Origin of the sequence: Micromonospora sp. C41 (assembly GCF_018070485.1) — a bacterium.
GTDB classification, from domain to species: Bacteria; Actinomycetota; Actinomycetes; order Mycobacteriales; family Micromonosporaceae; genus Micromonospora; species Micromonospora chalcea.
This window is the reverse complement of the sequence record NZ_JAGPXP010000003.1, coordinates 277,686-303,156: the sequence shown is the minus strand read 5'-3', so window position 1 is coordinate 303,156 and position 25,471 is coordinate 277,686. Positions and strand designations below refer to the sequence as shown.

The following is a 25,471-nucleotide window of genomic DNA, read 5'->3' as shown; positions in this document are numbered from 1 at the left end:
CTCCTCTACCGGAGGCGTTAAGAAGGGGCCCTTCCTTACATCACTCGGGGACGCGGCGGTAGGCGCCGTCGCTGGCCGAGGTCGCCATCGAGGCGTACGCGCGCAGCGCCGCCGACACCGGACGCTGCCGGTCGACCGGGGTGTACGGGCGGTCCCGCTTCTCCTCGGCCACCCGGCGCGCCTCCAGCTCGTCGGCGGGCACGTTCAGCTCGATCGACCGGCCCGGGATGTCGATGACGATCTCGTCGCCGTCGCGGACCAGCGCGATCAGCCCACCGGAGGCGGCCTCCGGGGAGACGTGCCCGATGGACAGGCCGGAGGTGCCGCCGGAGAACCGGCCGTCGGTGAGCAGCGCGCAGGAGCGGCCCAGCCCCCGGCCCTTGAGGAACGAGGTCGGGTAGAGCATCTCCTGCATGCCGGGGCCGCCCTTCGGGCCCTCGTACCGGATCACCACGACGTCCCCGGCGACGATCTCCTTGGCGAGGATCGCGGTCACCGCGTCGTCCTGCGACTCGTAGACCTTGGCCGGGCCGCGGAACGTCAGGCACTCCTCGGGCACGCCGGCGGTCTTCACCACGCAGCCGGCCGGCGCGAGGTTGCCGTGCAGGATGGCCAGGCCGCCGTCCGCGCTGTAGGCGTGCTCCCGGTCCCGGATGCAGCCTCCGGCCGCGTCGGTGTCCAGCGACGACCAGCGGTTGGTGGTGGAGAACGGCTCGGTGGTGCGCACGCCGCCCGGGGCGGCGTGGAACAGCTCGATCGCCTCTCGCGTGGCCGAGCCGCCGCGCACGTCCCAGTCGGCCAGCCACTTGTCGAGGCCGGGGGAGTGCACCGCGCGCACGTCTCGGTGCAGCAGCCCGGCGCGGTCCAGCTCACCGAGGATGGCCGGGATGCCGCCGGCCCGGTGCACGTCCTCCATGTGGTAGTTCGGCGAGTTCGGGGCGACCTTGGCCAGGCACGGCACCCGGCGGGAGATCGCGTCGATGTCGGCGACGCCGAAGTCCAGCTCCGCCTCGCGGGCGGCGGCGAGCAGGTGCAGCACCGTGTTCGTGGAGCCGCCCATGGCCACGTCGAGGGCGATCGCGTTCTCGAACGCCTCCCGGCCGGCGATCGAGCGCGGCAGCACCGAGGCGTCGTCGTTCTCGTACCACTGCTTGGCGATCTCCACGATCGTGCGCCCGGCCTCGACGAACAGCGACCGGCGCGCGGCGTGGGTGGCGAGCGTCGAGCCGTTGCCTGGTAGCGCGAGGCCGATCGCCTCGGTGAGGCAGTTCATCGAGTTGGCGGTGAACATGCCGGAGCAGGACCCGCAGGTCGGGCAGGCGGAGCGCTCGATCTCGCCGAGCTGGTCGTCGGTGACCGCCTCGTTCGAGGAGGCGATCATGGCGTCGATCAGGTCGATCTTGGAGTGCACGACTCCCTCGATCGCCACCGTCTTGCCGGCCTCCATCGGGCCGCCGGAGACGAAGACGGTGGGGATGTTGAGCCGCAGCGCGGCGAGCAGCATGCCCGGGGTGATCTTGTCGCAGTTGGAGATGCAGACCAGGGCGTCCGCGCAGTGCGCGTTGACCATGTACTCGACCGCGTCGGCGATCAGCTCCCGGCTGGGCAGGGAGTAGAGCATGCCGCCGTGGCCCATGGCGATGCCGTCGTCCACGGCGATGGTGTTGAACTCCCGCCCCACGCCGCCGGCCTCGGCCACCGCGTCGGCGACCAGGCCGCCGAGGTCCTTGAGGTGGACGTGACCGGGTACGAACTGGGTGAAACTGTTGGCGATGGCGACGATCGGCTTGCCGAAGTCGTCGTCGGTCATCCCGGTGGCCCGCCACAGGGCCCGGGCGCCGGCCATCGTCCGACCGTGGGTGGAGGTCCTCGACCGCAGCTCAGGCATGACAACCAGTCTGACACCATCCCGGCGGCGCGCCCCCGCCGCGCACCCTGTGTCCCAACAGTTGCACACCCGGTGCCCCACGGGGGGCGCTCATCCGGCACAGTTGACGCGTGCAGTCGTCCCCGGGGATGGTCACCGTCGCGGCGCTGAGCGGGATCGCCGCGGCCGCCGCCACGGTGCTGCTCGCCGCGTCCGCGCGGCGTCGCACCGGCCCTCGGCGGCAGGCCCACCTGCTGCTGGCCGTCGCCGCCGGGGCGGCCCTGCTCAGCCTGCTGGTCGGTCTCGGCGGTCTGCTCGCGGCCGGGGACCACTGGGCGCACCGGCAGGGCCAGCGGACCGGCTGGGCGGCAGTGGTCGCGGTGGGCACCACGCTCGCCGGGCTCGGCCTCGGCGCCGCCGTGCTCCGGCTGCCCGGCGCCGCCGCGACCCGCGCCGCCACCGCCCGGCTGCTGCTGGACGGCCTGATCATGGGCAGCGCGCTCTGGTTCGTCGGCTGGGTGGCGTTCAGCGAGCCGACCCGGCTGCTCGGTGACGCCACCCCGGTCGCCTGCCTGCCGATCGTGCTGGCCTCGATCATCGCGGCGCTGACCACCGGGCTGACCGTGATCCTGGTGCTGCGGGTCGCGCCGCCACGCGGGTGGCTGACCCTGCTCGGCGTCGGCGCGATAGCGGTCACCGCGGGCGGTCTGGGCGTCTCGGCCGGGCTCTGCCAGGCCGGTCCCGGCCTGGCGCTGACCGGCGCCACGCTGACCGCCGCCGGCCTGCTCGCCACCGCCGTGGCCGGACGCCGGGCCGACCTGACGCAGCTCGACGTCGATCTCATCCGCCGCGACGGCGAGTACGCCTTCGTGCCGATGTTCGCCATCGCCGCCTCCGCGATGTACCACCTGGTGCAGGGTGGCGGGTTCGACGGGTACGCCATCGTGGCCGGCACGGTCGAGGGCTTCGCCCTGGTCACCCGGCAGTACCTGGCGCTCAACGACGTACGCGGCTACGCGGGCCGGCTGGCCGAGCGGGAGGCGCACTTCCGTGAGCTGGCGCACACCGACCCGCTCACCGGGCTGGCGAACCGGCGCGGGCTGCTGCGGGCCCTGCACCGCTGCGCCGAGTCGGGCGTGCCCTGCGTCCTGCTCGGGCTCGACCTGGACGGGTTCAAGAACGTCAACGACATGCGGGGCCACGACGTCGGCGACGCGGTGCTGATCGAGGTGGGGCGGCGGCTGCGGGGCAACCTGCGGCCGGGTGACCTGGCGGCCCGGCTCGGCGGCGACGAGTTCGCGGTGCTGATGCACGGGTCGGCCGATCCCGGCCCGGTGGCCGACCGGCTGCTCGGGGTGCTCGGCCGCCCGTACGAGCAGGGGGACGGTCCGGTCTTCCTGTCGGTGAGCATCGGCGTGGCGGCCGGGCACGGCGACGCGGACGTGGAGCTGCTGCTGCGCAACGCCGACCTGGCGCTGCGCTACGCCAAGCAGCGGGGCAAGAACCGGATCGAGCGCTACGACGCCACGTACGACCAGTTGCTGAGCCGGCGTACCCGGCTGGAGCACGAGCTGCGCGGCGCGATCGAGCGCGACGAGCTGCGGCTGGTCTTCCAGCCGGTGGCCTCGCTGCCGTCGGTGCGTCCGGTCGGCGCCGAGGCGCTGCTGCGCTGGCGGCACCCGGAGCTGGGCAACGTCCGGCCGGACGAGTTCATCCCGCTCGCCGAGGAGTGCGGGATGATCGCCAAGCTCGGCGCGTGGGTGCTGCACCAGGCCTGCTACCAGCTCTCCCGCTGGCTCGCCGACGGGCACGACGTGTGGGTGTCGGTGAACGTCTCACCGCGCGAGCTGCACGCGCCGGAGTACGTGGTCCAGGTCGCCGAGGCGCTGCGCGCGCACCACGTGCCGCCGCAGCGGCTGGTGCTGGAGGTGACCGAGCACGCGGTCGCCACCGACCTGGACGAGCTGATCCGGCGGCTCACCGCGCTGCGGCTGACCGGCGTCCGGATCGCGCTGGACGACTTCGGCGCCGGCTACTCGTCGCTCGGCCAGCTCCGGCGGCTGCCGATCGACATTCTCAAGATCGACCACAGTCTGGTCGCCGAGCACGAGCCGGTCCGGCCGGTCGGGCGGGACGGTCCGGCCTTCGCGCCGATGGTCGACATCGTCATGCGCCTGGGGCATCAGCTCGGCCTGGAGGTGATCGCCGAGGGCGTGACCAACCCGACCGAGCTGGCCGCGGTGGTGGCCGCCGGCTGCCGGTTCGGTCAGGGGGCGCTGTTCGGCTGGGGCGTGCCGGCCGAGCACCTGGAGGCGATGCTGGAGGCGGCGACCGCGCCCGGGAACCGGCACACCGCGATGCCGCAGACACCACCGGCGCCGCCGGCGCACAGCCCGTCTCCGTTGCTGCCCCGGCTGCGCAACAACCCGCCCGCCACGGTGCCCGCCCAGCGTCCTCCGATGGAGGGATCTTCGCAGGTGACGCCGGGGGTGGAGGGCATGCCGGGTGCCGAAACGCCCACGTCCGTGAACCAAAATGTGGGATCAGTTGACTCATCGCGTGAGATGCGTCAGGCTTAGCCGCATGTCGTCGAACCGGTCGCCGCGAGTACTTACCTGAGCGCACTCTCCCACCGAGAGTGCGCTGGCCCCGTGCATCCTGCACGTGGGCTTTTTTGTTGCCGTCGGACCCATCGCGGGACCTCCGCGTCCCATCCTGAGAAGCGCGTCACCCACTCACTTCCGAAGGCTTGAACCGCCATGACGAGACCCACGCCAGAGACCCTCGCCCACTCCGCCCGCCGTGCCCGTTCCGGCACCGGCGCGGCCGGTGACTCCGACTCCGCCGCCCGCCCCGGCCGTGCCGCCCCGGCGGCCGCCACCACCGAGACGCCCGTACGGGAGCCCGCCACCGCGCAGGTCTCGGGCGCCGGTTCGCTCGTGCGGTCGCTGGAGGCGCTCGGCGTCGACGTGGTCTTCGGCATTCCGGGCGGTGCGATCCTGCCCGCGTACGACCCGCTCTACGACTCCACGGTCCGCCACATCCTGGTCCGGCACGAGCAGGGCGCCGGGCACGCGGCCACCGGTTACGCGCAGGCCACCGGCCGGGTGGGCGTCTGCATCGCCACCTCCGGCCCGGGCGCGACGAACCTGGTGACGCCGATCGCCGACGCCTACATGGACTCGGTGCCGATGGTGGCGATCACCGGCCAGGTGGCCCGGCCGTCGATCGGCACGGACGCCTTCCAGGAGGCGGACATCCAGGGCATCACGCTGCCGATCACCAAGCACAACTTCCTGGTGCAGACGGCCGACGAGATCCCGCGGGTGCTGGCCGAGGCGTTCCACCTGGCCGCGACCGGCCGGCCCGGCCCGGTGCTCGTCGACATCCCGAAGGACGTGCTCCAGGCGCCGGCGACCTTCTCCTGGCCGCCCGCGCTCGACCTGCCCGGCTACCGGCCCACGCTGCACCCGCACGGCAAGCAGATCCGCGAGGCGGCCCGGCTGATGACCTCGGCCCGCCGTCCGGTGCTCTACGTCGGCGGCGGCGTGCTCAAGGCCGGCGCCACCGAGGGGCTGCGCAAGCTGGCCGAGCAGACCGGCATCCCGGTGGTCACCACGCTGATGGCGCTCGGCGCGTTCCCCGACTCGCACCGTCAGCACCTGGGCATGCCGGGCATGCACGGCACCGTGGCCGCGGTCTACGGCCTGCAGAAGGCCGACCTGATCGTGGCGCTGGGCGCCCGCTTCGACGACCGGGTGACCGGCAAGCTCGACTCGTTCGCGCCGGACGCGACTGTGGTCCACGCCGACATCGACCCGGCCGAGATCGGCAAGAACCGGCACGCCGACGTCCCGATCGTGGGCGACGCGCGGCACGTCATCGACGAGCTGATCGCGGCGGTCACCGCCGAGCAGGCCGCGCACCCGTCGGTCGACCTGACCGACTGGTGGGCGCAGCTCGACGACCTGCGCGAGCGGTACCCGCTCGGTTTCGAGGAGCCGGCCGACGGCACGCTCTCCCCGCAGTACGTGATCAAGCGGCTGGGCGAGATCGCCGGCCCGGACGCGATCTACGTGGCGGGCGTCGGCCAGCACCAGATGTGGGCCAGCCAGTTCATCTCGTACGAGAAGCCGCACACCTGGCTCAACTCCGGTGGCCTGGGCACCATGGGCTACGCCGTCCCGGCCGCGATGGGGGCCAAGGTCGGCAAGCCGGACACCACCGTGTGGGCGGTCGACGGCGACGGCTGCTTCCAGATGACCAACCAGGAGCTGGCCACCTGCGCGCTGGAGGGCATCCCGGTCAAGGTCGCCGTGATCAACAACGGCAACCTGGGCATGGTGCGGCAGTGGCAGACCCTGTTCTACGGGGAGCGCTACTCCAACACCGAGCTGGGCACGCACAAGCACCGCATCCCGGACTTCGTCAAGCTCGCCGAGGCGCTCGGCTGCGTCGGGCTGCGCTGCGAGAACGCCGCCGACGTGGACAAGACCATCGAGGCGGCCATGGCGATCAACGACGCGCCGGTGGTCATCGACTTCGTGGTCGGCAAGGACGCGATGGTCTGGCCGATGGTCGCCGCCGGCACCAGCAACGACGAGATCATGTTCGCGCGGGGCGTGCGCCCTGCTTTCGACGAGGACGAACTCTAAATGACGATGCACACGCTGTCCGTGCTGGTGGAGAACAAGCCGGGCGTCCTGGCCCGGGTCTCCGGGCTGTTCTCCCGGCGCGGGTTCAACATCGACAGCCTCGCCGTCGGCGAGACCGAGAACCCGGACGTCTCCCGCATCACCATCGTGGTCAACGCCGAGTCCTCGCCGCTGGAGCAGGTGACCAAGCAGCTCAACAAGCTGGTCAACGTACTCAAGATCGTGGAGCTGGATCCGCAGGTGTCGGTGGCGCGGGAGTTGCTGCTGGTCAAGGTCCGCGCGGACCGCACGGCCCGCGCCCAGGTGCTGGAGACGGTCGGCCTGTTCCGTGCCCGGGTGGTCGACGTCGCGCCGGACACGCTGACGATCGAGGCCACCGGCACGCCGGACAAGCTCGACGCGCTGCTGCGTGACCTGGAGCCGTTCGGCATCAAGGAGATGGTCCAGTCCGGCACGGTGGCCATCGGGCGGGGTTCCCGGGCCATCACCGCCGGCCCGGCCCTGCGCGCCGCCTGATCCGTACCCACAAGTTTTTTCGACGGGCCGACGGGCTCCGCCGTACGAAAGGGAAGTCAATGAGCGTTGAGGTGTTCTACGACGACGACGCCGACCTGGGCCTGATCCAGGGCCGCAAGGTCGCCGTGATCGGGTACGGCAGCCAGGGCCACGCGCACGCGCTGTCGCTGCGCGACTCGGGCGTCGACGTGGTGATCGGCCTGCCCGCCGGGTCGAAGAGCCGGCCGAAGGCCGAGGAGCAGGGCCTGCGGGTGCTCACGCCCGCCGAGGCGGCCGCCGAGGCCGACGTGATCATGATCCTGGCGCCGGACACGGCCCAGCGGCACATCTACGCCGAGGCCATCGCGCCGAACCTGACCGCGGGCAAGGCGCTGTTCTTCGGGCACGGCTTCAACATCCGGTACGGCCTGATCAAGCCCCCGGCCGACGTGGACGTGGCGATGGTCGCCCCGAAGGGCCCCGGTCACCTGGTCCGCCGCCAGTACGTCGACGGCAAGGGCGTGCCCTGCCTGGTCGCCGTCGAGCAGGACGCCAGCGGCAACGCGTTCGGCCTGGCTCTGGCGTACGCCAAGGCGATCGGCGGCACCCGCGCCGGCGCGATCCGGACCACGTTCACCGAGGAGACCGAGACCGACCTGTTCGGCGAGCAGGCGGTGCTCTGCGGCGGCGCGGCGGCGCTGGTGCAGACCGGTTTCGAGGTGCTCACCGAGGCCGGCTACGCGCCCGAGGTGGCCTACTTCGAGTGCCTGCACGAGCTGAAGCTGATCGTCGACCTGATGTACGAGGGCGGCATCGCCCGGATGCGCTACAGCATCTCCGACACCGCCGAGTACGGCGACCTGTCCCGTGGCCCGCGCGTGATCGACTCGCGGGTCAAGGAGGAGATGCGCAAGATCCTCGGCGAGATCCAGTCCGGCGAGTTCGCCCGCGAGTGGGTGGCCGAGGACGAGGCCGGCCGGCCGAACTTCGCCAAGTGGCAGGCCGAGGGCGCGGCGCACCCGATCGAGGAGACCGGGCAGAAGCTGCGCGGCATGATGAGCTGGGTCGACCGGCCGATCACCGAGACCGCCTGAGTTCTTCCCTCGTGCGGCCCGTGGCCCGACGCTCTCCCCGGCGTCCGGCTGCGGGCCGCCGTGCGTTCACGTGTTGAGACACGGTGAGTAGCGCCTCGTCCCGTACCGCACCCGTTAACGGGGGATGACGGGCGTGCGACGGGCCTTTGTGAGGGCCCTCACCCCGCACTCCGGGACACGCCGGGCGGGCAGCCACCTACCATCCTTGGTGTGGTGCCCCGGCGCACCCGACGGCCATGGCACGGATCGGCGTAGGGCGCAGCGCGGCGCCCCGGCGTCCCAGGCCGCACCATTACCGAGCGTCTACGAGGACCGATGAATCCTGTCGTACTGATCGCCGAAGAACTCGCCCCCGCCGCCATCGAGGTGCTCGCCCACGACTTCGACGTGCGGCACGTGGACGGCACCGATCGCCCGGCCCTGCTCTCCGCCCTCTCCGAGGCCGACGCGGTGATCGTACGCAGCGCCACCCAGATCGACGCCGAGGCGATCGCGGCCGCGCCGCGGCTCAAGGTGGTCGCCCGGGCCGGCGTCGGTCTGGACAACGTCGAGGTGCCCGCCGCCACCGCCCGGGGCGTCATGGTGGTGAACGCGCCCACCTCGAACATCGTCTCCGCCGCCGAGCAGGCCGTCGCGCTGCTGCTCGCGGTGGCCCGCAACACCGCCAGCGCCAGCGCCGCGCTCAAGGCCGGCGAGTGGAAGCGGTCCAAGTACACCGGCGTGGAGATCCAGGGCAAGACCGTGGGCGTGGTCGGCCTCGGCCGCATCGGCGTGCTGTTCGCCCAGCGCATCGCCGCGTTCGGCACCCGGCTGATCGCGTACGACCCGTACATCCAGCCGGCCCGCGCCGCGCAGCTCGGTGTCCGCCTGGTCGGGCTGGAGGAGCTGCTGCGGGAGAGCGACTTCATCTCGATCCACCTGCCGAAGACGCCGGAGACGGTGGGCCTGATCGGCGAGAAGGAGCTGGCGATCGTCAAGCCGGGCGTCCGGATCGTCAACGCGGCCCGGGGCGGGCTGGTCGACGAGCAGGCGCTCGCCGACGCGATCGCGGAGGGCCGGGTCGCCGGCGCCGGCGTCGACGTGTACGCCAAGGAGCCGTGCACCTCCTCGCCGCTGTTCGCCTTCGACAACGTGGTGGCCACCCCGCACCTGGGCGCCTCCACGAACGAGGCGCAGGACAAGGCCGGTCTGGCCGTGGCCAAGAGCGTCAAGCTGGCGCTGCAGGGCGAGTTCGTGCCGGACGCGGTGAACGTGCAGGCCGGTGGCGTGGTCGCCGAGGACGTACGCCCGCTGCTGCCGCTGTCCGAGCGGCTGGGCCGGGCGTTCACCGCCCTGGCCGGCGGGGTGGCCGCCAGCGTCACGGTCGAGGTGCGCGGCGAGATCGCCGCCCACGACGTGTCGGTGCTCAAGCTCGCCGCGACCAAGGGCCTGTTCAGCTCCGTGGTGGAGGAGCAGGTCACCTACGTCAACGCGCCGCACCTGGCCGCCGAGCGGGGTGTCGAGGTCACGCTGGCCACGCCGGGCGAGACGGTCGACCACCCGAACCTGGTGACCGTGCGCGGCGCGCTGCCGGACGGCCGTACCGTCCGGGTGTCCGGCACCGTGGTGCACACCGGCGCCCGGGACGTGTTCAAGCTGACCGAGGTGGACGGCTTCGACGTCGAGATCGGCGCGGAGGGCATCCTGGTCTTCCTGCGCTACGCCGACCGGCCCGGCGTGGTCGGCACCGTCGGCACGCTGCTCGGCGAGGCCGGCGTCAACATCGCCGCCATGCAGGTGGCCCGCCGTGAGGCCGGTGGCGAGACGCTGATGACGCTCACCGTCGACCAGGCGCTCGGCGCCGACCTGCTCACCTCCGCCGCCGACTCGATCGGCGCGGTGGCGGCCAGCGCGGCCGACCTGCGCGACGTGTAGTCCGGACAGGACACATCGGGCCCGGCCGGATGCGGCCGGGCCCTTCGTCGTTCCGGCCGGTCAGGAACGCACGCGGGCCGGTGGCGGGTAGACCGAGCCGTCCTGCGCGTCGAAGAGCATCAGGTCGTGTTCGCCGGCCAGCCGTTCGATGTCCAGCAGGACCTGGTCCGGGCAGGTCGGGTTCAGGTTCATCTCGATGTGGTCGGCGGCCGTGTGCAGCGGCGCCTCCCAGGGCGTACCCGGCCGGGTCGGACCGTCGGGGTAGCTCGCCGTGATCGCCCGGTAGAAGGCGACCAGCCTCGGGTCGGGTTGCTGCTTGCCGTGCCAGCCCTCGCGGCACTGCTGCACCGCCGCCCGCACCTGCTCCGGTGTCGCCCCGTTCGGCAGGGCCCACACGCTCAGATCGAAACTCACGGCGGACAGCGTGCCATCCCGGGCCCGGCCCGTCACCTCTGCCCCACCGTGCGTTCACCGGCTGATTGCCGACACCGATTCCCCGGCGTCCGCTGTGGAGACTCTTGCGTCGAGTTGCGTCGATTCGCTAGCGTACCGTTGCGGTTTCCGGCTGAGTCGATTCCCCGGCCCGTCTTCGGGTGGCGCGGTCGGGCGTCCGCCCCGTCGGCCCGCACCCCTCGATTGCGCGAGCCACGCGCACTCGTCGCTGACCGGCCCCCACGGTCGTTGCCGAGACCGCGGGGGCCGATCGCGGCTCAGCGCCGGTGCTGCGCGAACAGCGGGCGGTAGTCCGAGTCCTGGCGGAACCAGGCCAGTCCGGCCGGTCCGGCGGCGTACAGGGCGGTGGCGTAGGCGTCGGCGACGGCGAGGTCCGGGCCGATCACGGTTGCGGCCGCCAGGCGGTCGGTCGGCTCGCCGGTGTGCGGGTCGATCACGTGCCCCCGCCGCCCGGTGACACCGGAGGTGCCCACCGCGCCGGTCGTCATCTCCAGCACGAGCGGCGTGCGCCGGGTGTCGGTGGGGTGGTGCACGGCCACGCGCCACGGCCCGCCGTGCGCCGCGCGCCCGCGTACCGTCAGGTCGGCGCCGCTGAGCACGGCGTAGTCGTGGATGCCGGCGGCGCGCAACCGCGCCGCGGCCCGCTCCACGGCCCAGCCGCCGAGCAGGCCGCCCGGGTCGAAGCCGCCGGGCACGGCCCAGGCGTCGAACCAGCCGTCGGTCGCCGCCCGCATCGACGCGCAGAGGTCGATCAGGTCGGCCAGCGGGGGGTACGAGTCGGGGCTGATCTCGTCGCGGCGCAGCCGGGACACGAGGCTGTCCGGCCGGTTCGGTCCGTAGGTGAGGTCGATGGCGCGCAGTTCGGCGACGGCGTCCCGCAGCGCCTCGCCCACCACCCGGTGGCCCAGCCACTCGGGCGCGTTGAGCAGCAGTGTGTAGTCGGCGGTCGAGGTGGCCACCGTGTGCCGGACGGTGATCCGGCCGGACGCGCCGGCGCCGGGCCGCTCGACGCGGTGGCTGCTGGCGCCCAGGTGCAGGTCCGGACGGACCGGGCGGAACGCGGACTGGTCGACCCAGCGGGTACGTGGTTGCTCGTCCGCCCAGTGGGTCCGCCGGTGCTCGATCCGCATGACACCTGCCCCTCGGTGGTCGCCGCCGTGTCGCGGCGGTGGCCGGTTCCGGGCCTGCGTCGACCCGATGAAACCCGACCCTAAGCAGTGGAGATGACCGCGCCATGGGTGTCAGCTGGGAGGATCCTGTGACTCGCGTTCCCGAATGGTGGAAGATTCGTACCGGGGGGCGGGACACCGACGTACCGTTGCCGGGAACGTCGAGACGAGGAGCATCAGGTGGCACGCATCGCGGTGGTGGCCGGCGACGGCATCGGACCCGAGGTGGTCGCGCAGGCCCGCAAGGTCCTCGACGCGGTGCTGCCCGGCATCGAGGCCACCGAGTACGACCTGGGCGCGGCGCGCTGGCACCGCACCGGCGAGGCGCTGCCCGACTCCGTCCTCGACGAGCTGGCCGGTCACGACGCGATCCTGCTCGGCGCGGTCGGCGACCCGACCGTGCCGCCGGGCGTGCTGGAGCGCGGCCTGCTGCTCAAGCTCCGGTTCGCCTTCGACCAGTACGTCAACCTGCGACCGTCCCGGCTCTGGCCCGGCGTCGGCGGCCCGCTCGCCGCGGTCAAGCCCGGCGAGGTCGACCTCGTGGTGGTCCGCGAGGGCACCGAGGGGCTGTACGCGGGCGCCGGAGGCGCGCTGCACCGGGACACCCCGGCCGAGGTGGCCACCGAGGAGAGCCTGAACACCCGGCACGGCGTCGAGCGGGTCATCCGCGACGCCTTCGCCCGCGCCCGCCGTCGCGAACGGCGCAAGGTCACGCTCGTGCACAAGACCAACGTGCTCACCCACGCCGGTTCGCTCTGGTCGCGCGCCTTCGCCGCGGTGGCCGCCGAGCACCCCGACGTCACCACCGAGTACCAGCACATCGACGCCGCCGCGATGTTCCTGGTGACCAACCCGTCCCGGTACGACGTGGTGGTCACCGACAACCTCTTCGGCGACATCCTCACCGACATCGCCGCCGCGGTCACCGGTGGCATCGGGCTGGCGGCCAGCGGCTGCATCAACCCGGAGGGGCGCTACCCGTCGATGTTCGAGCCGGTGCACGGCTCCGCGCCGGACATCGCCGGCAAGGGCGTCGCCGACCCGGTCGCCGCCGTGCTCTCCGCCGCGCTGCTGCTGGACCAGCTCGGCCACGCCGACGCCGCCGCCCGGGTCACCGCCGCGGTCGGCGCCGAGCTGGCCGCGCGTACGCCCGGCGCGCCGCTGCGCACCGAGGAGGTCGGCGACCGGCTCGCCGGGTACGCCGTATCCTGACCGGGCCGATCCTCACCTGGCGGCCCGGTAACGGGCCGCCAGACCCGTCTCCGGGCCCGATTCGGCGGTCCGGTGCGGCGCAGCCGTCCGAGGGCGGACCTATCCGCTGAACGACCGTTCGGGGTAAGTTTCTGGCACCAGTGACGTCGGCGTGCGATCCCGCATGCCGTGAACACGCAGGGAGGTCAGCGCGATGAGCGGTGGTGACAAGCTCGATTTCGAGATCCGTCCGAATCCCGCGCCGGTATCCGCCGCCGACCGGGCCGCCCTGCTGGCGAACCCCGGTTTCGGCCGGGTCTTCACCGACCACATGGTCACCATCCGCTACGCCGAGGGCAAGGGCTGGTACGACGCCCGCCTGGAGGCGCGCGCGCCGATCCCGATGGACCCGGCCGCGGCGGTGCTGCACTACGCGCAGGAGATCTTCGAAGGGCTGAAGGCGTACCGCACCGGCGACGCGGTGACGATGTTCCGCCCGGAGGCCAACGCGGCCCGGTTCAGCGCGTCCGCCCGCCGGCTCGCCATGCCGGGGCTGCCGGAGGCGACGTTCGTGGAGTCGCTGCGCCGCCTGGTCGAGATCGACCAGGCGTGGATCCCGGAGCACGAGGACGCCAGCCTCTACCTGCGTCCGTTCATGTTCGCCAGCGAGGTCTTCCTCGGCGTGCGCCCGGCCAACGAATACCTGTACTGCGTCATCGCCTCGCCGGCCGGGGCGTACTTCTCCGGCGGGGTGAAGCCGGTGACGGTCTGGGTCTCGCCGGACTACACCCGGGCCGCGCCCGGCGGCACCGGCGCGGCGAAGTGCGGCGGCAACTACGCCGCGTCGCTCGCGGCGCAGGCCGAGGCGATCGAGGCCGGCTGCGACCAGGTGGTCTTCCTGGACGCGGTCGAGCGGCGCTACGTGGACGAGCTGGGCGGCATGAACGTCTTCTTCGTCTACGACGACGGCAGCATCGTCACCCCGCCGCTGGGCGGCACGATCCTGCCCGGCATCACCCGCGACGCGATCCTCACCCTGGCCGCCGAGGCCGGGCACGAGGTGCGGGAGGCGCCGGTCAGCTTCGCCGACTGGCAGGCCGACGCGGCGAGCGGGCGGCTGCGCGAGGTGTTCGCCTGCGGCACGGCCGCTGTCGTCACCCCGATCGGCGGCGTGCGCTTCCCGGAGGGCGAGTTCCTCATCGGCGGCGGCGAGCCCGGCCAGGTCACCATGGCCCTTCGCCAGAAGCTGGTGGACATCCAGCGCGGTCGCGCCGAGGACCCGCACGGCTGGGTCACCCGGGTCATCTGACCGCCCGACCGCGCGGTGAGCAGCGAGTCCGCTCCCTGCTCACCGCGCGGCGTCAGTCCAGCAGGTGGGTGCGCAGCGACTCCAGCTGCGTCTCGGTGACGCCCGCGTGGTTCAGGTAACCCTCGACCGAGCCGTGGCCGGCGCGCAGCTCGGCCAGGAACAGCTCCATCGTCTCGGCCGGTGACTCCAGGAACGGCGGCGGCGGTTCCTCCGCGTCCGGCAGCGTGGCGCGGACCCACTCGGTGAAGCGCTGCGACGCCGCGGTGCTGAGCGCGTAGTCGGCGACCACGTCCTCGTCGGGCACCCCGAGCACGGACAGCGTGAGCGCGCAGACGATGCCGGTGCGGTCCTTCCCGGCGACGCAGTGCACCACCACCGGCGCGTTGGCGCTGTCCGCGATCAGCCCGACCGCCTCGGCGAGCCCGGCGGTCCCGGTACGCGCCAGGTCGGCGTACCGGTCGGCCAGGTAGCGGGCCAGGCTGACGCCGGAGGCGTCGAACCGGTTCGCGCCCCAGTCGGCGTGCTCGGGGTGGATGTGCCGGTAGGCGAGCCCGTCGTAGGCGGGCACCCGCCCGTCGCGTTCCACCTCGGTGGGGCGGCGCAGGTCGATCACGGTACGGATGCCGAGCGCGGTGAACGCCGCCCGGTCGGTCTCGTCGATGCGGTGCAGCGAGTCGGAACGGTAGAGCCGGCCGCGGCGCACGGTGCGCCCGTCCTGAGCGGCGTATCCGCCGACGTCGCGGAAGTTGAACAGGGTGGGGAAGGGGCTCTGCGGGGCGTCCACATCCGACACGGTACGGCCGGCGGGGCGTTCCCACGTCCCCGCCGGCCGTCGCCGCGGTGTCAGATGCGCGGCGGCACGTCCGGCGGCAGCGCCGAGTGGCTCTCGCCGTAGTAGCCGCCGAGCCGGTCCCGGTAGCCCGGGTCGGCGTGGCTGGACTCGTCGTACTCCGGGGCGGCCTTGATCTGGTCCTTCTCCCGGTCGACGTGCACGGTGCGGGCGTCGTGGTCGACGTGGTTCACGGTGCCGGCCGGGAGCATCACCTTCTTGCCGAAGATCCACGGCCCGGTGTCCACGACCAGGTAGCTGTCGTCCACCTCGTGGCTCGCCCGGTCGATCTTGCCGATGGCGCCGTCGGTGGCCTCGACCTTGTAGCCGGTCAGGTCGGCGCTCGCCACGCCCGCCTCGTCGCGGTAGCGCCACGGGTCGAAGGCGCCCGCCGGGGCGCCCCCGGCGACGGTGCCCCGGCCGTCGTCGAGGATCGGCTCGGTGCCGCCGTGCGTGGCGCGCGGGTCCAGTCCGTCCATGTGCCGCCTCCCGTCCCCAGGGCCGCGGCCGTCGCGGCGCCGTCATCAGTCGGGAGGGTTACCCACCCTGTCCGGGCACCAACCCGCCGGCGGCCGGCCCGCCGACGCCGAGGGGCCGGCGCCACGGTGGTGACGCCGGCCCCTCGGGAGGTCGGCCCGCGCGGCGCCGGTCGGGCGCGTCCGGGCCGGTGGATCAGGCCAGCGCGGCCTCCGCGTCCAGGGTCACCGCGGCGGCGTGTACGACGGCGGCGATCCGCAGCCCCTCGTGCACCTGCTCCCGGCTGAACCCGGCGGCGCGCAGCGTCTTCTCGTGCGACTCCAGGCAGACGCCGCAGCCGGTGATCGCCGAGACGGCGAGGCACCACAGCTCGAAGTCGGTCTTCTCCACGCCGGGGCGGGCGATGATCTGCATCCGCAGCCGGGCCGGCAGCGACGCGTACTGCTCGTCGCCGATCAGGTGCTTGGCCCGGTAGTAGACGTTGTTCATCGCCATGACCGCAGCCGCGCCCTTGGCCGCCGCGACCGCCTCGGGCGTGAGGTGACCGGCCGCCTCGGCGGCGATCTCCCGCAGCACCACCGGGTTGCGGGCCGCCACCGCGCAGGCCAGGGCGGTGCCCCACGCCTGCTCCGGCTTCAGCGTCGAGGTGGTGATGGTGGAGCCGAGGTTGAGCCGGATGTCCTTGGCGTACTCGGGCAGGCCCGCCTTGATCGCGTCCAGGCCCATGGTCAGGCCCCGGCGCCGGCGAGGAGCGCGTTGGCGTCGAGCGTCGCGCCGCCCTTGTTCCAGTTGCACGGGCACAGCTCGTCGGTCTGGAGCGCGTCGAGCACCCGCAGCACCTCGGAGACGTTACGGCCGACCGAACCGGCGGTCACCATGACGAACTGGATCTCGTTGTTCGGGTCCACGATGAAGGTGGCCCGCTGCGCGACACCGTCGGCGCCGAGCACGCCGCAGGCGGAGGTCAGCTCACGCTTGATGTCGCTGAGCATCGGGAAGGGCAGCTCGCGCAGGTCCGGGTGGTCCTTGCGCCAGGCGTAGTGGACGAACTCGTTGTCGACGGAGACGCCGAGCACCTGGGCGTCGCGGTCGGCGAACTCGCCGTTGAGACGGCCGAACTCGGCGATCTCGGTGGGGCAGACGAAGGTGAAGTCCTTCGGCCAGAAGAACACGACGCGCCACTGGCCCTCGTGGGACTTGTGGTTGATCGTCTCGAACGCCTTGTCGGCGTCGAGCGACACGCAGGCGGTGAGTTCGTACTCGGGGAAGTGGTCACCGACAGTGAGCACGGGTCCTCCTTGAGCGTGACCCGGCGGCACCGCCGGGCCAGTAACTGGATCTGTTCAAGATTCTTCCGCAGCCCTGTTTGCGCTCGTGGTGGGCGGTGGCCGGGTGTGAAGGCGGTCACCAGCCCCGCGATCGTCCCGGAATATGGGTTTCGCCTCCCAAAAGCGGGGGCGGGGTGGCAGAGTACTGGTCGTGACCAGCTTCGTCCTGATCATTAGCAGCTAGCGCGCCGGCCTTCCCTCGCCGAGCGCGCAGACCTCCCGCATCCGCGGGGGGTCTTTTTGTTTGCTCCCCAGGACGGACACGAGAAGAGGACTCCGATGACCTTCCAGGTGTACGACACGACGCTGCGCGACGGCGCCCAGCGCGAAGGACTCACGTACTCGGTGGTCGACAAGCTGGCGGTGGCCCGCCTGCTCGACGACCTCGGGGTCGGCTTCATCGAGGGGGGCTGGCCGGGCGCGGTGCCCAAGGACACCGAGTTCTTCCGCCGGGCCCGCACCGAGCTGGAACTGCGGCACGCGATCCTGGTCGCCTTCGGCGCCACCCGCAAGGCCGGCCTCGCGGTCGAGGACGACCCGCAGGTGCGCGGGCTGCTCGACGCGCAGACCCCGGCCGTCGCCCTGGTCGCCAAGGCGGACCTGCGGCACGTGGAACGCGCGCTGCGCACCACCGCCGAGGAGAACCTCGCCATGATCCGCGACACCGTGTCGTACCTGGTGGCGCAGGGCCGGCGGGTCTTCGTCGACGGGGAGCACTGCTACGACGGGTTCCGCTTCGACCCGGGCTACACCGCCGCCGTGGCGGAGACCGCGCTGGCCGCCGGCGCCGAGCGCTTCGTCCTCTGCGACACCAACGGCGGCATGCTGCCCTCCCAGGTCACCGCCGTGATCGAAGGGCTGGTGGCGCGCACCGGGATCGCGCCGGAACGGCTCGGCATGCACGCGCAGAACGACACCGCCTGCGCGGTCGCCAACACCATCGCCGCCGTCGAGGCCGGCGTCCGCCACGTGCAGGGCACCGCCAACGGGTACGGCGAGCGCCCCGGCAACGCCGACATCTTCGCGATCGTCGCCAATCTTCAGCTCAAGCTGGGCATGCCCGTCCTACCGGAGGGCTGCCTGGAACAGATGGTGCGGGTCTCGCACGCCATCGCCGAGATCGCCAACATCGCCCCCGACACCCACCAGGCCTACGTCGGGGCCGCCGCCTTCGCTCACAAGGCGGGGCTGCACGCGAGCGCGATCAAGGTCGACCCGTTGCTCTACAACCACGTGGAACCCACCGTGGTGGGCAACGACATGCGGATCCTGGTGACCGAGATGGCCGGCCGGGCCAGCATCGAGCTCAAGAGCCGTGAGCTCGGTCTGGACCTGGCCGGCCATCCGGACACCCTGTCCAAGGTCACCGGGCGGGTCAAGGAGCTGGAGGCCGATGGCTGGTCGTTCGAGGCCGCCGACGCCTCGTTCGAACTGCTGGTCCGCTCGGAACTGCCGGGCGCGGCGCCGGTCCGGCCGTTCACGCTGGAGTCGTACCGGGTGCTGGTCGAGCACCGCGAGGACGGCGCGGTGGTCTCCGAGGCCACGGTGAAGATCCGGGTACGCGGCGAGCGGGTGATCGCCACCGCCGAGGGCAACGGCCCGGTCAACGCGCTGGACGAGGCGTTGCGGGTGGCGCTGTCCCGGCACTACCCGGAGCTGCGCGAGTTCCAGCTGGCCGACTACAAGGTCCGCATCCTGGAGGGCAGCCATGGTACCGGCGCGGTGACGCGCGTACTCGTGGAGACCGCCGGGGCGGGCCGCGACTGGACCACCGTGGGCGTGCACCCGAACGTGGTCGAGGCCAGCTGGCACGCGCTCGTCGACGCGCTCACCTACGGCCTGGACCGGACCCGGGTGACGGGCGGGACCGCGGCCTGACTCACCCGGCCGGCAGGCGCAGCTCGGCCAGCAACGCGCGGTGGTCGCTGCCCGGCACCGGGAAGGTGCCGGCGGCGCGCACCGCGATGCGCCGGTCCACCAGGACGTGGTCGATGGTGACCGGCGGGATCGGGTCGCCGTCGTACGGGCCCCAGGTGCCGCCGAACCCGGCCCCGGCCGCGTCCGCCGCGTCGGTGTAACCGGTGGCGATCAGCTCCCGCAGCGCCGCATGGTCGAGCGTCGCGTTGAAGTCCCCGGCCAGCACGCTCAGCCCGCCGTCCGGGGTGGCCGGCGGCTGGGCGCGCTGGTCGGTCCACCAGTCCGGCACCACGTCCACCGCGTACGGCGCGGCCGGGTGCGCCGACTCCACCCGTAACGGCGGCGCACCCGGCACCGTCACCGTCGCGTACGCCTGGGTGAAGAAGAACCCCTTGTTGCGGCGGTGCCCGGTGTCGCGCAGCGGGTGGCGGGCGTACACGCCGGAGCCGGTGGAGCCGACCTCGGGGCTCAGCGACCGGTAGGGCAGCAGCGTGGCCAGGCCGAGCCGGTCCAGCTCGGCCGCGAGCGCCGGGGTGAGCTCCTGCACCGTGAGCACGTCCACCCGCCGGACCCGGGCCAGGTCGACAAGTCCCGCCGGGTCGGCCGAGCCGAGGCGCAGGTTGGCGGTGAGCAGCCGCAGCGTCGGCCCGTCGGCCGGGGGACGGGCGTCGGGGACCGCCCGGGGCGCCACCGCGCCGATCAACGACAGCGCGGCGAGGGCCGCGACCACCGCCGGGGCCCGGCGCCGCAGGGCGAGCGCCGACACCGCCACGACCGGGGCCAGCGCGGCGACGTACGGCGTGAAGGCGATCGCCAGCACCAGCGGACCGCGTTCCAGCCCGGCCAGGCGTACCAGCGCCCAGGCGGCGACCGGCGCCGCTGCCAGCCAGCACGCGGCGGTGGCCCAGCGGCCGCCCCGGGTGCCGCCCCGGGACAGGTCCGGCGCTGTGATCATGGCCGTCAGGCTACCCGGGTCCGCGCTGCCGCGATGCCCGGCGAAACAATTTCGTGAATGCTCGACCGCAATTTCTGAGCACTTTTTCGATCGGTCGGACACGCAATATGAGCTATTGACCGCCCGCGTTTTCCGGTGCTACGTTCCCCCTGGTTGAGACGTCGCGACTCTCTGTAGTAAGGCCAGCTCACGAGCGGTGCGCTCCCCGGGCGGATTCCCGATGATCCGCAATTTGACGCGCGCAGTCGCCGTATCACCACGGTTTAACCAAGGGAGAACTCATGGCCACATTCTTCAAGCGAAAGGCGACGGTGGTGGCGCTCGCCGCGCTGTCCCTCACCCTGGCCGGTGGAGGGATCGCCGCGGCCGCCCAGGCGGAGGCGCGACCCCAGCCCGGCGCCCGGCACAGCACCGCACAGCCGCCGGTGACCGCCGCCGAGCGGCAGGCCGCCCGCGCCGCCATGCGGGCCACGCTGGCCCCGCCGGCCCCCGGTCAGGTCGCCTGGGCGGTCGTGTCGGCGAACGGGACGCTGCTGCAGCACTCCGGCAACGTGGTGTCCTCGCTCCGGTTCGTACCCGGCCCGGGCGTGTCCGCCGGGCAGTACCAGGTGCTGTTCGACTACGACGTGTCCGCCAAGGCGTACCACGTCTCGATCGGCACGAACGACTCGGCGAACGTGCCGCCGGGCGGCGAGATCTCGGCCGCGCCGCGCACGCTGACCCCCAACGCGGTCTTCGTTCAGACCCGCAACTCCACCGGCGGCTTCGCCGACCGGCCGTTCCACATCCTGGTCGCCAACTGACCCGTCCGGCCGCGCACCGGCCTCCGCTGCGGCGGGGGCCGGTGTCGTGTTCCGTCCCGGTCCCGCCCGGACCGATGGGGTTCGCGCCGTTGCCGCCCGATCGGGGAGATGCTGCCCGTCCGGTTCGGCCACTGCCGGTCCGGGTCCGATAATCCGACGTTTGTCGCCGGTCCGGCCCGGGAAGCAAGCACCGTGACGGACATCTCGGACACCCTGGCCAGCGTGCCCAGCCCGGTCGATGCCGACGCGAGCGGCGTCGAGCTGGAACAGACCCTCGCCGAGGTCAAACGCGTGATCGTCGGGCAGGATCGGCTCGTCGAACGCCTGCTCACCGCCCTCATCGCCGACGGTCACTGCCTGCTGGAGGGCGTACCGGGGGTGGCCAAGACGCTCGCGGCGCAGACCCTCGCCACAGTGGTCGGCGGCACCTTCTCCCGGATCCAGTTCACGCCCGACCTGGTGCCCTCCGACATCGTCGGCACCCGCATCTACCGCGCCTCGACCGAGCAGTTCGACGTGGAGCTGGGACCGATCATGGCGAACCTCGTGCTCGCCGACGAGATCAACCGGGCCCCGGCCAAGGTGCAGTCGGCCCTGCTGGAGGCGATGGCCGAGCGGCAGGTCTCGATCGGCGGGCGGAGCTGGCCGGTGCCGGAGCCGTTCCTGGTCCTGGCCACCCAGAACCCGATCGAGTCCGAGGGCGTCTACCAGCTCCCCGAGGCGCAACGCGACCGCTTCCTCATGAAGGTCGTGGTCGACTACCCGAGCGACGCCGACGAGCTGGCCATCCTCTACCGGATGAGCACCGAGCGCCCGACCGCGAGCACCGTGCTCGACCCGATCCGGCTGCGGGAACTCCAGCGCCGCGCCACCGACGTCTTCGTCCACCACGCGCTCGCCGAGTACGTGGTCCGCCTCATCCTCGCCACCCGCGACCCGCAACGCTTCGGCCTGCCCGACATCGCGCCGCTGCTGGCGTACGGGGCCAGCCCCCGGGCCACGCTCGGCCTGGTGGCCGCCGCCCGCGCGCAGGCACTCATCCACGGCCGCGACTACGTCCTCCCCGAGGACATCCGGGACCTGGCGGTGGACGTGCTGGCGCACCGGCTCGTGCTCACCTTCGACGCGGTCGCCGACGGGATCTCCGGCGAGGACGTGGTGCGCCGGGTGATCGAGGCGGTGCCACCACCCCGGCTGGTGAACGGGCCCACCGAGGCGGCGCCGGACCTGGCGGCGGCATGACCGGCGCGGCCGAGCCCGGGCTGACCGACCTCGCGCCCGACCAGCGGCTGCGCCGGCTGGAGCTGACGGTGACCCGGCGGCTCGACGGCCTGCTGCACGGCCGGTACCGGGGCCTGCTGCCCGGGCCGGGCAGCGAGGCCGCCGGCAGCCGGGAGTACCGCCCCGGCGAGGACGAGGTACGCCGGATGGACTGGGCGGTCACCGCCCGGACCACGGTGCCGCACGTCCGCCAGGTCGACGCGGACCGGGAACTGACCACCTGGCTGCTCGTCGACGCCAGCCCCAGCATGGAGTACGGCACCTCCACGCTGGACAAACGGGAGCTGGCGGTGGCCGCTGTCGCAGCGATCGGCTTCCTCACCGCCGGAGTCGGCAACCGGCTCGGCGCGCAGGTGCTCACGCCCGACGGGCTGCGCCGATTCCCGGCCCGCAGCGGGCGTACCCATCTGCTCGGGCTGCTCCGCGCGCTGCTCGGCGCTCCGCGTACCGACGACCGGCGGGACCCGGACGGCGCGGGCGCGGCCGGCGCACGCCCGCCCGCCGCGGGGCCGGGCCTGGCCGACGGCCTGGACGGCCTGCAGCGTGTCGCCACCCGGCGCGGGCTCGTGGTGATCGTCTCCGACTTCCTCGACGAACTGCCCGACGACCCGGACGCCGCGCCCCCGCCGTGGGCCGCGGCGCTGCGCCGCCTCGCGGTCCGTCATCAGGTGCTCGCGGTCGAGGTGACCGACCCGCGCGAGCTGGAACTGCCCGACGTCGGGCTGATCACGCTCGTCGACCCGGAGAGCGGCCGGCACCGCGAGGTGTGGACCGGCGACCCGGACCTGCGCGAGCGGTACGCGCGCGCCGCCGCCGAGCAGCGCGAGCAGGTACGCCACACGCTGCGCCGGGCCGGCGCCACCCACATGGCGCTGCGCACCGACCGGGACTGGTGCGCGGACGTGGTGCGGCACGTGCACGAGCAGCGCCGGCTGGCCACCGTGCCGGCCGCCGCCCGCGGAGGTGTCGCATGACCTGGCAGTCACCAGCCCGCCTCTGGCTGCTGCTCGCCGTCCTCGCGCTGGTCGCCGGCTACCTGGTGCTGCAACGGCGGCAGAGCCGGTACGCGGTGCGCTTCACCAACCTGCGCCTGCTGGACCGGGTCGCCCCGCGCCGCCCGGCCTGGCGCCGGCACGTGCCGGCGGGCCTGTTCCTGGCCATGCTGGCGCTGCTCGTGGTCGGGTTCGCCCGCCCCGAGGCAGAGGTGCGGGTCCCCCGGGAACGGGCCACCGTGATGGTCGCCGTCGACGTCTCCACCTCGATGCTCGCCGGTGACGTGGACCCGGACCGGTTGACAGCGGCCAAGGAGGCCGGCCGGCGGTTCGTCGACGGGCTGCCGGACGAGTTCAACGTCGGCCTCGTCGCGTTCGCCGGCAGCGCCGCGGTGCTGGTGCCGCCGAGCACCGACCGGGAGGCGCTGCACGACGGCATCGGGCGGCTGGCCGAGGGCATCACCGGCGTGCAGGGCACCGCGATCGGCGAGGCGATCAGCACCTCGCTGGGCGCGGTCAAGAGCCTTGACGCGACTGCCGCGAAGGACCCGCCGCCGGCCCGGATCATCATCCTCTCCGACGGCGCGAACACCTCCGGGATGGACCCGATCGAGGCGGCCGACCAGGCCGTCGCCGCCAAGGTCCCGGTGCACACGATCTCCTTCGGCACGCCCGGGGGTTCGGTCGACCGGGGCGGCCGGGCGATCCAGGTGCCGGTGGACGGGCAGACGCTGCGGGCGGTCGCCGAGCAGACCGGTGGCGGATTCCACGAGGCGTCCACCACCGCCGAGCTGAAGGACGTCTACGAGGACATCGGCACCTCCGTCGGCTACCGCACCGAACGGCAGGACATCTCGGCCCGCTTCATCGGCCTCGGGCTGGTCCTGGCGATGGGCGCCGCCGCCGGCTCGCTGCGGTGGTTCTCCCGGCTGCCCTGATCCGCACACCACTACCGCACGACATGTGAGGAGCCAGGCATGGCAGTGCAGACCGGACTCGGCGAGCCACGCGGACCGTGGTTCGTCTCGCCAAAGCTGGACCCGGACGGGCGCGGCCACCGGGACGTACCCGGGGGCGGGCCGGAGGCCGGACGGCGCAGCCTGCGGCACCGGCTGCTGAGCGTGGCGGCGGTGGTGGCGCTCTCCACCGTCTCCGGCGCGGTGGCCGGCACCTGGGCGGCCGACCAGGGCTCGCCGGGGCCGAGCGCGGCATCCGCCGCGCCGGTGCCCGCGGAACTGGTCACCGCCGCCGGCAAGACGGTGCCCGGCGTGGTCTCGGTGATGGTCGGGGGCCGATCCGGCGCGTCCGCGTCCGGCTCCGGATTCGCCATCGACAACGAGCAGCACATCGTCACCAACGACCACATCCTGGCCCGCGGCGGCTCGGGCGCGGTGACTGTGGAGACCTCGGACGGGCGTCGCTTCCCGGCCGAGGTGGTGGGCCGGGAACCCGCCAGCGACCTGGCCGTGCTCAAGGTGCCCGCGTCCGCCGGGCTGCCGCCGCTGCCGCTGGCCAAGGCGAACTCGACCCGGGTGGGGGAGCCGGTGCTCGCGGTCGGGTCGCCGCTCGGGCTCGCCGGGACCGTCACCGCCGGTATCGTCAGCGCGCTCAACCGGCAGGTGCGGATCGGCAACGGCCGGCACACGGCGGTGCAGACCGACGCCTCCATCAACCCGGGCAACTCGGGCGGGCCGCTGGTGAACGCGCGCGGTGAGGTGGTCGGCGTGAACACCGCCATCGCCACCATCGACGGCAACGGGTCGATCGGCATCGGCTTCGCCATCCCGATCGACCAGGTCCAGCAGACCGCCGACACCATCATCGGCCGGGGCGGCTGAGTCACCGGGCGCGGTCTCCCGCGCGGGTCGCCTCGGCGCTTCGCGCGGCGCTGACCTGCACAAGCACTGCAAGATCGGTGCGAACTGTCGGATATCCGGCGTGGGATCATTGGGGCATAGAAATATTACGCTGAGTATGGATACTGGCGGAGGTGGAGCAAGCTGTCATTGCGGCCCTCCTCGTGATGGGCCTGATCATCGGCGCCGGTGTCGGCGCGTCCTACGCGCGTGCGAAACGCGGCTGGACCGACTACCAGACGATCCGGACCAGCGTGCCGGGCGCCCGCCGCAACGCCTGGCTCGCGATTCGCGGCGTGGTCGTCAAGCTCGCGGTGATCGCCCTGCTGCTGGTCGGCGCGGCGGCGTACGCGGCCTCCGGCGGCGGCGAGGAACGGGCCGGTCCCACCCCGAGCGCCACCCCCACCCCGAGTCACCGCGCCGGGCGCTAGCCTCGGGGAGTGGACGACGGACTGCGGGTGACCGATCGGCTCGTGGTGCCCGCAGTCGAGCTGCGGGAACGGTTCTCCCGGTCGTCCGGGCCCGGCGGCCAGGGGGTGAACACCACCGACTCGCGGGTGGAACTGAGCTTCGACCTGGGCCGCTCGCCGAGCGTGCCGGAGACGCTGCGGGAACGGGCGCTGACCCGGCTCGCCGGACGCCTGGTCGACGGCGTGCTGACCGTGACGGCCAGTGAGCACCGCGCGCAACTGGCCAACCGGGAAGCGGCCCGGGAACGGATGGCGGCGCTGCTGCGCGAGGCCGTCGCCCCGCCGCCGAAGGCGCGCCGCCCGACCCGCCCCTCCCGTGGCGCCAAGGAGCGCCGGCTGGCCGAGAAGAAGCGTCAGTCCCAGCGCAAACGCGACCGCCGGGTGGACGGCGAGTGACCGAAAAACGGTTGAACCGC

23 protein-coding genes are annotated in these 25,471 nt (G+C 73.1%); 15 read left to right on the top strand and 8 right to left on the bottom strand.

All coding sequences use genetic code 11. From position 1 onward, the window contains the following. Window positions 1-40 precede the first annotated feature (40 nt). Complete coding sequence (ilvD, locus tag KBX43_RS05480) at window positions 41-1,888, bottom strand: dihydroxy-acid dehydratase (protein WP_082931014.1); 1,848 nt, start codon at window positions 1,886-1,888, stop codon at window positions 41-43. Window positions 1,889-1,998: 110 nt separating this feature from the next. Here ilvD and KBX43_RS05475 point away from each other — a divergent pair, with 110 nt between their 5' ends. From KBX43_RS05475 to serA, 5 genes are all read left to right on the top strand, one after another. After that, complete coding sequence (locus tag KBX43_RS05475; RefSeq protein WP_064446998.1) at window positions 1,999-4,446, top strand: bifunctional diguanylate cyclase/phosphodiesterase; 2,448 nt, start codon at window positions 1,999-2,001, stop codon at window positions 4,444-4,446. 180 nt (window positions 4,447-4,626) lie between these two features. Next, window positions 4,627-6,522 carry an acetolactate synthase large subunit gene (locus KBX43_RS05470; RefSeq protein ID WP_069087633.1) on the top strand — a complete coding sequence of 632 codons (1,896 nt, stop codon included), beginning with the start codon at window positions 4,627-4,629 and terminating at the stop codon, window positions 6,520-6,522. Further along, the gene (ilvN, locus tag KBX43_RS05465) at window positions 6,523-7,038 is read left to right on the top strand and encodes an acetolactate synthase small subunit (RefSeq protein ID WP_018786257.1); all 516 of its coding nucleotides are present in this window, start codon (window positions 6,523-6,525) and stop codon (window positions 7,036-7,038) included. A 59-nt stretch (window positions 7,039-7,097) separates the two neighbouring features. After that, window positions 7,098-8,111 (top strand): ketol-acid reductoisomerase, encoded by a 1,014-nt coding sequence (gene ilvC / locus KBX43_RS05460; protein ID WP_043325996.1) that lies wholly within the window; start codon window positions 7,098-7,100, stop codon window positions 8,109-8,111. Window positions 8,112-8,426: 315 nt separating this feature from the next. Continuing rightward, complete coding sequence (serA, locus tag KBX43_RS05455; RefSeq protein WP_210883542.1) at window positions 8,427-10,025, top strand: phosphoglycerate dehydrogenase; 1,599 nt, start codon at window positions 8,427-8,429, stop codon at window positions 10,023-10,025. Between the two features lie 60 nt (window positions 10,026-10,085). Here the strand turns inward: serA and KBX43_RS05450 are convergent, their stop codons facing one another. Then, window positions 10,086-10,439: a hypothetical protein gene (locus KBX43_RS05450; RefSeq protein WP_030500876.1), complete on the bottom strand. Its 354-nt coding sequence runs from the start codon at window positions 10,437-10,439 to the stop codon at window positions 10,086-10,088. Between the two features lie 296 nt (window positions 10,440-10,735). Beyond that, on the bottom strand, window positions 10,736-11,608 hold the full coding sequence (locus KBX43_RS05445) for an FAD:protein FMN transferase (protein WP_043325992.1): 873 nt from the start codon (window positions 11,606-11,608) through the stop codon (window positions 10,736-10,738). Between the two features lie 219 nt (window positions 11,609-11,827). Between KBX43_RS05445 and KBX43_RS05440 the strand changes: the two genes are divergently transcribed. Both KBX43_RS05440 and KBX43_RS05435 read left to right on the top strand, forming a co-directional pair. Then, entirely contained in the window at window positions 11,828-12,859 is a 1,032-nt protein-coding gene (locus KBX43_RS05440) for a 3-isopropylmalate dehydrogenase (protein ID WP_030500874.1), read from the top strand. Between the two features lie 193 nt (window positions 12,860-13,052). Continuing rightward, on the top strand, window positions 13,053-14,147 hold the full coding sequence (locus tag KBX43_RS05435; protein ID WP_210883540.1) for a branched-chain amino acid aminotransferase: 1,095 nt from the start codon (window positions 13,053-13,055) through the stop codon (window positions 14,145-14,147). Window positions 14,148-14,199: 52 nt separating this feature from the next. On the opposite strand, the gene KBX43_RS05430 is transcribed toward KBX43_RS05435, so the two are convergent. The 4 genes from KBX43_RS05430 to KBX43_RS05415 all read right to left on the bottom strand — a co-directional run bounded on the left by KBX43_RS05430 (window position 14,200) and on the right by KBX43_RS05415 (window position 16,742). Next, the gene (locus tag KBX43_RS05430) at window positions 14,200-14,940 is read right to left on the bottom strand and encodes a tyrosine-protein phosphatase (RefSeq protein ID WP_043330569.1); all 741 of its coding nucleotides are present in this window, start codon (window positions 14,938-14,940) and stop codon (window positions 14,200-14,202) included. A gap of 50 nt (window positions 14,941-14,990) precedes the next feature. Next, window positions 14,991-15,455 carry a hypothetical protein gene (locus KBX43_RS05425; protein ID WP_030500871.1) on the bottom strand — a complete coding sequence of 155 codons (465 nt, stop codon included), beginning with the start codon at window positions 15,453-15,455 and terminating at the stop codon, window positions 14,991-14,993. A gap of 193 nt (window positions 15,456-15,648) precedes the next feature. Further along, window positions 15,649-16,179 carry a carboxymuconolactone decarboxylase family protein gene (locus KBX43_RS05420; RefSeq protein ID WP_104113885.1) on the bottom strand — a complete coding sequence of 177 codons (531 nt, stop codon included), beginning with the start codon at window positions 16,177-16,179 and terminating at the stop codon, window positions 15,649-15,651. Window positions 16,180-16,181: 2 nt separating this feature from the next. Next, window positions 16,182-16,742, bottom strand: coding sequence for a peroxiredoxin (locus KBX43_RS05415; RefSeq protein WP_030500869.1), 561 nt, complete (start codon window positions 16,740-16,742; stop codon window positions 16,182-16,184). A gap of 318 nt (window positions 16,743-17,060) precedes the next feature. Between KBX43_RS05415 and cimA the strand changes: the two genes are divergently transcribed. Further along, complete coding sequence (cimA, locus tag KBX43_RS05410; RefSeq protein ID WP_210883538.1) at window positions 17,061-18,659, top strand: citramalate synthase; 1,599 nt, start codon at window positions 17,061-17,063, stop codon at window positions 18,657-18,659. 1 nt (window position 18,660) lies between these two features. Here the strand turns inward: cimA and KBX43_RS05405 are convergent, their stop codons facing one another. Beyond that, window positions 18,661-19,653 (bottom strand): endonuclease/exonuclease/phosphatase family protein, encoded by a 993-nt coding sequence (locus KBX43_RS05405; protein WP_210883536.1) that lies wholly within the window; start codon window positions 19,651-19,653, stop codon window positions 18,661-18,663. 281 nt (window positions 19,654-19,934) lie between these two features. Between KBX43_RS05405 and KBX43_RS05400 the strand changes: the two genes are divergently transcribed. The 7 genes from KBX43_RS05400 (at window position 19,935) to arfB (ending at window position 25,451) form a co-directional block, all read left to right on the top strand. Then, window positions 19,935-20,456, top strand: a complete 522-nt coding sequence (locus KBX43_RS05400) for a hypothetical protein (protein ID WP_043325982.1) — start codon at window positions 19,935-19,937, stop codon at window positions 20,454-20,456. A 192-nt stretch (window positions 20,457-20,648) separates the two neighbouring features. Beyond that, window positions 20,649-21,698, top strand: coding sequence for a MoxR family ATPase (locus KBX43_RS05395; RefSeq protein WP_043325980.1), 1,050 nt, complete (start codon window positions 20,649-20,651; stop codon window positions 21,696-21,698). Beyond that, window positions 21,695-22,711: a DUF58 domain-containing protein gene (locus tag KBX43_RS05390; RefSeq protein WP_064447005.1), complete on the top strand. Its 1,017-nt coding sequence runs from the start codon at window positions 21,695-21,697 to the stop codon at window positions 22,709-22,711. Before KBX43_RS05395 ends, KBX43_RS05390 begins: the two co-directional genes overlap by 4 nt. Then, complete coding sequence (locus tag KBX43_RS05385; RefSeq protein ID WP_104113889.1) at window positions 22,708-23,667, top strand: VWA domain-containing protein; 960 nt, start codon at window positions 22,708-22,710, stop codon at window positions 23,665-23,667. Before KBX43_RS05390 ends, KBX43_RS05385 begins: the two co-directional genes overlap by 4 nt. Window positions 23,668-23,706: 39 nt before the next feature. Continuing rightward, on the top strand, window positions 23,707-24,567 hold the full coding sequence (locus KBX43_RS05380; RefSeq protein WP_210883534.1) for a S1C family serine protease: 861 nt from the start codon (window positions 23,707-23,709) through the stop codon (window positions 24,565-24,567). Window positions 24,568-24,719: 152 nt separating this feature from the next. Then, entirely contained in the window at window positions 24,720-25,016 is a 297-nt protein-coding gene (locus KBX43_RS05375; RefSeq protein ID WP_043325976.1) for a hypothetical protein, read from the top strand. A 9-nt stretch (window positions 25,017-25,025) separates the two neighbouring features. Next, a complete protein-coding gene (gene arfB / locus KBX43_RS05370; RefSeq protein WP_104113890.1) occupies window positions 25,026-25,451 on the top strand; it encodes an alternative ribosome rescue aminoacyl-tRNA hydrolase ArfB in 426 nt (141 codons plus the stop codon). The last annotated feature ends 20 nt before the right edge of the window (window positions 25,452-25,471 follow it).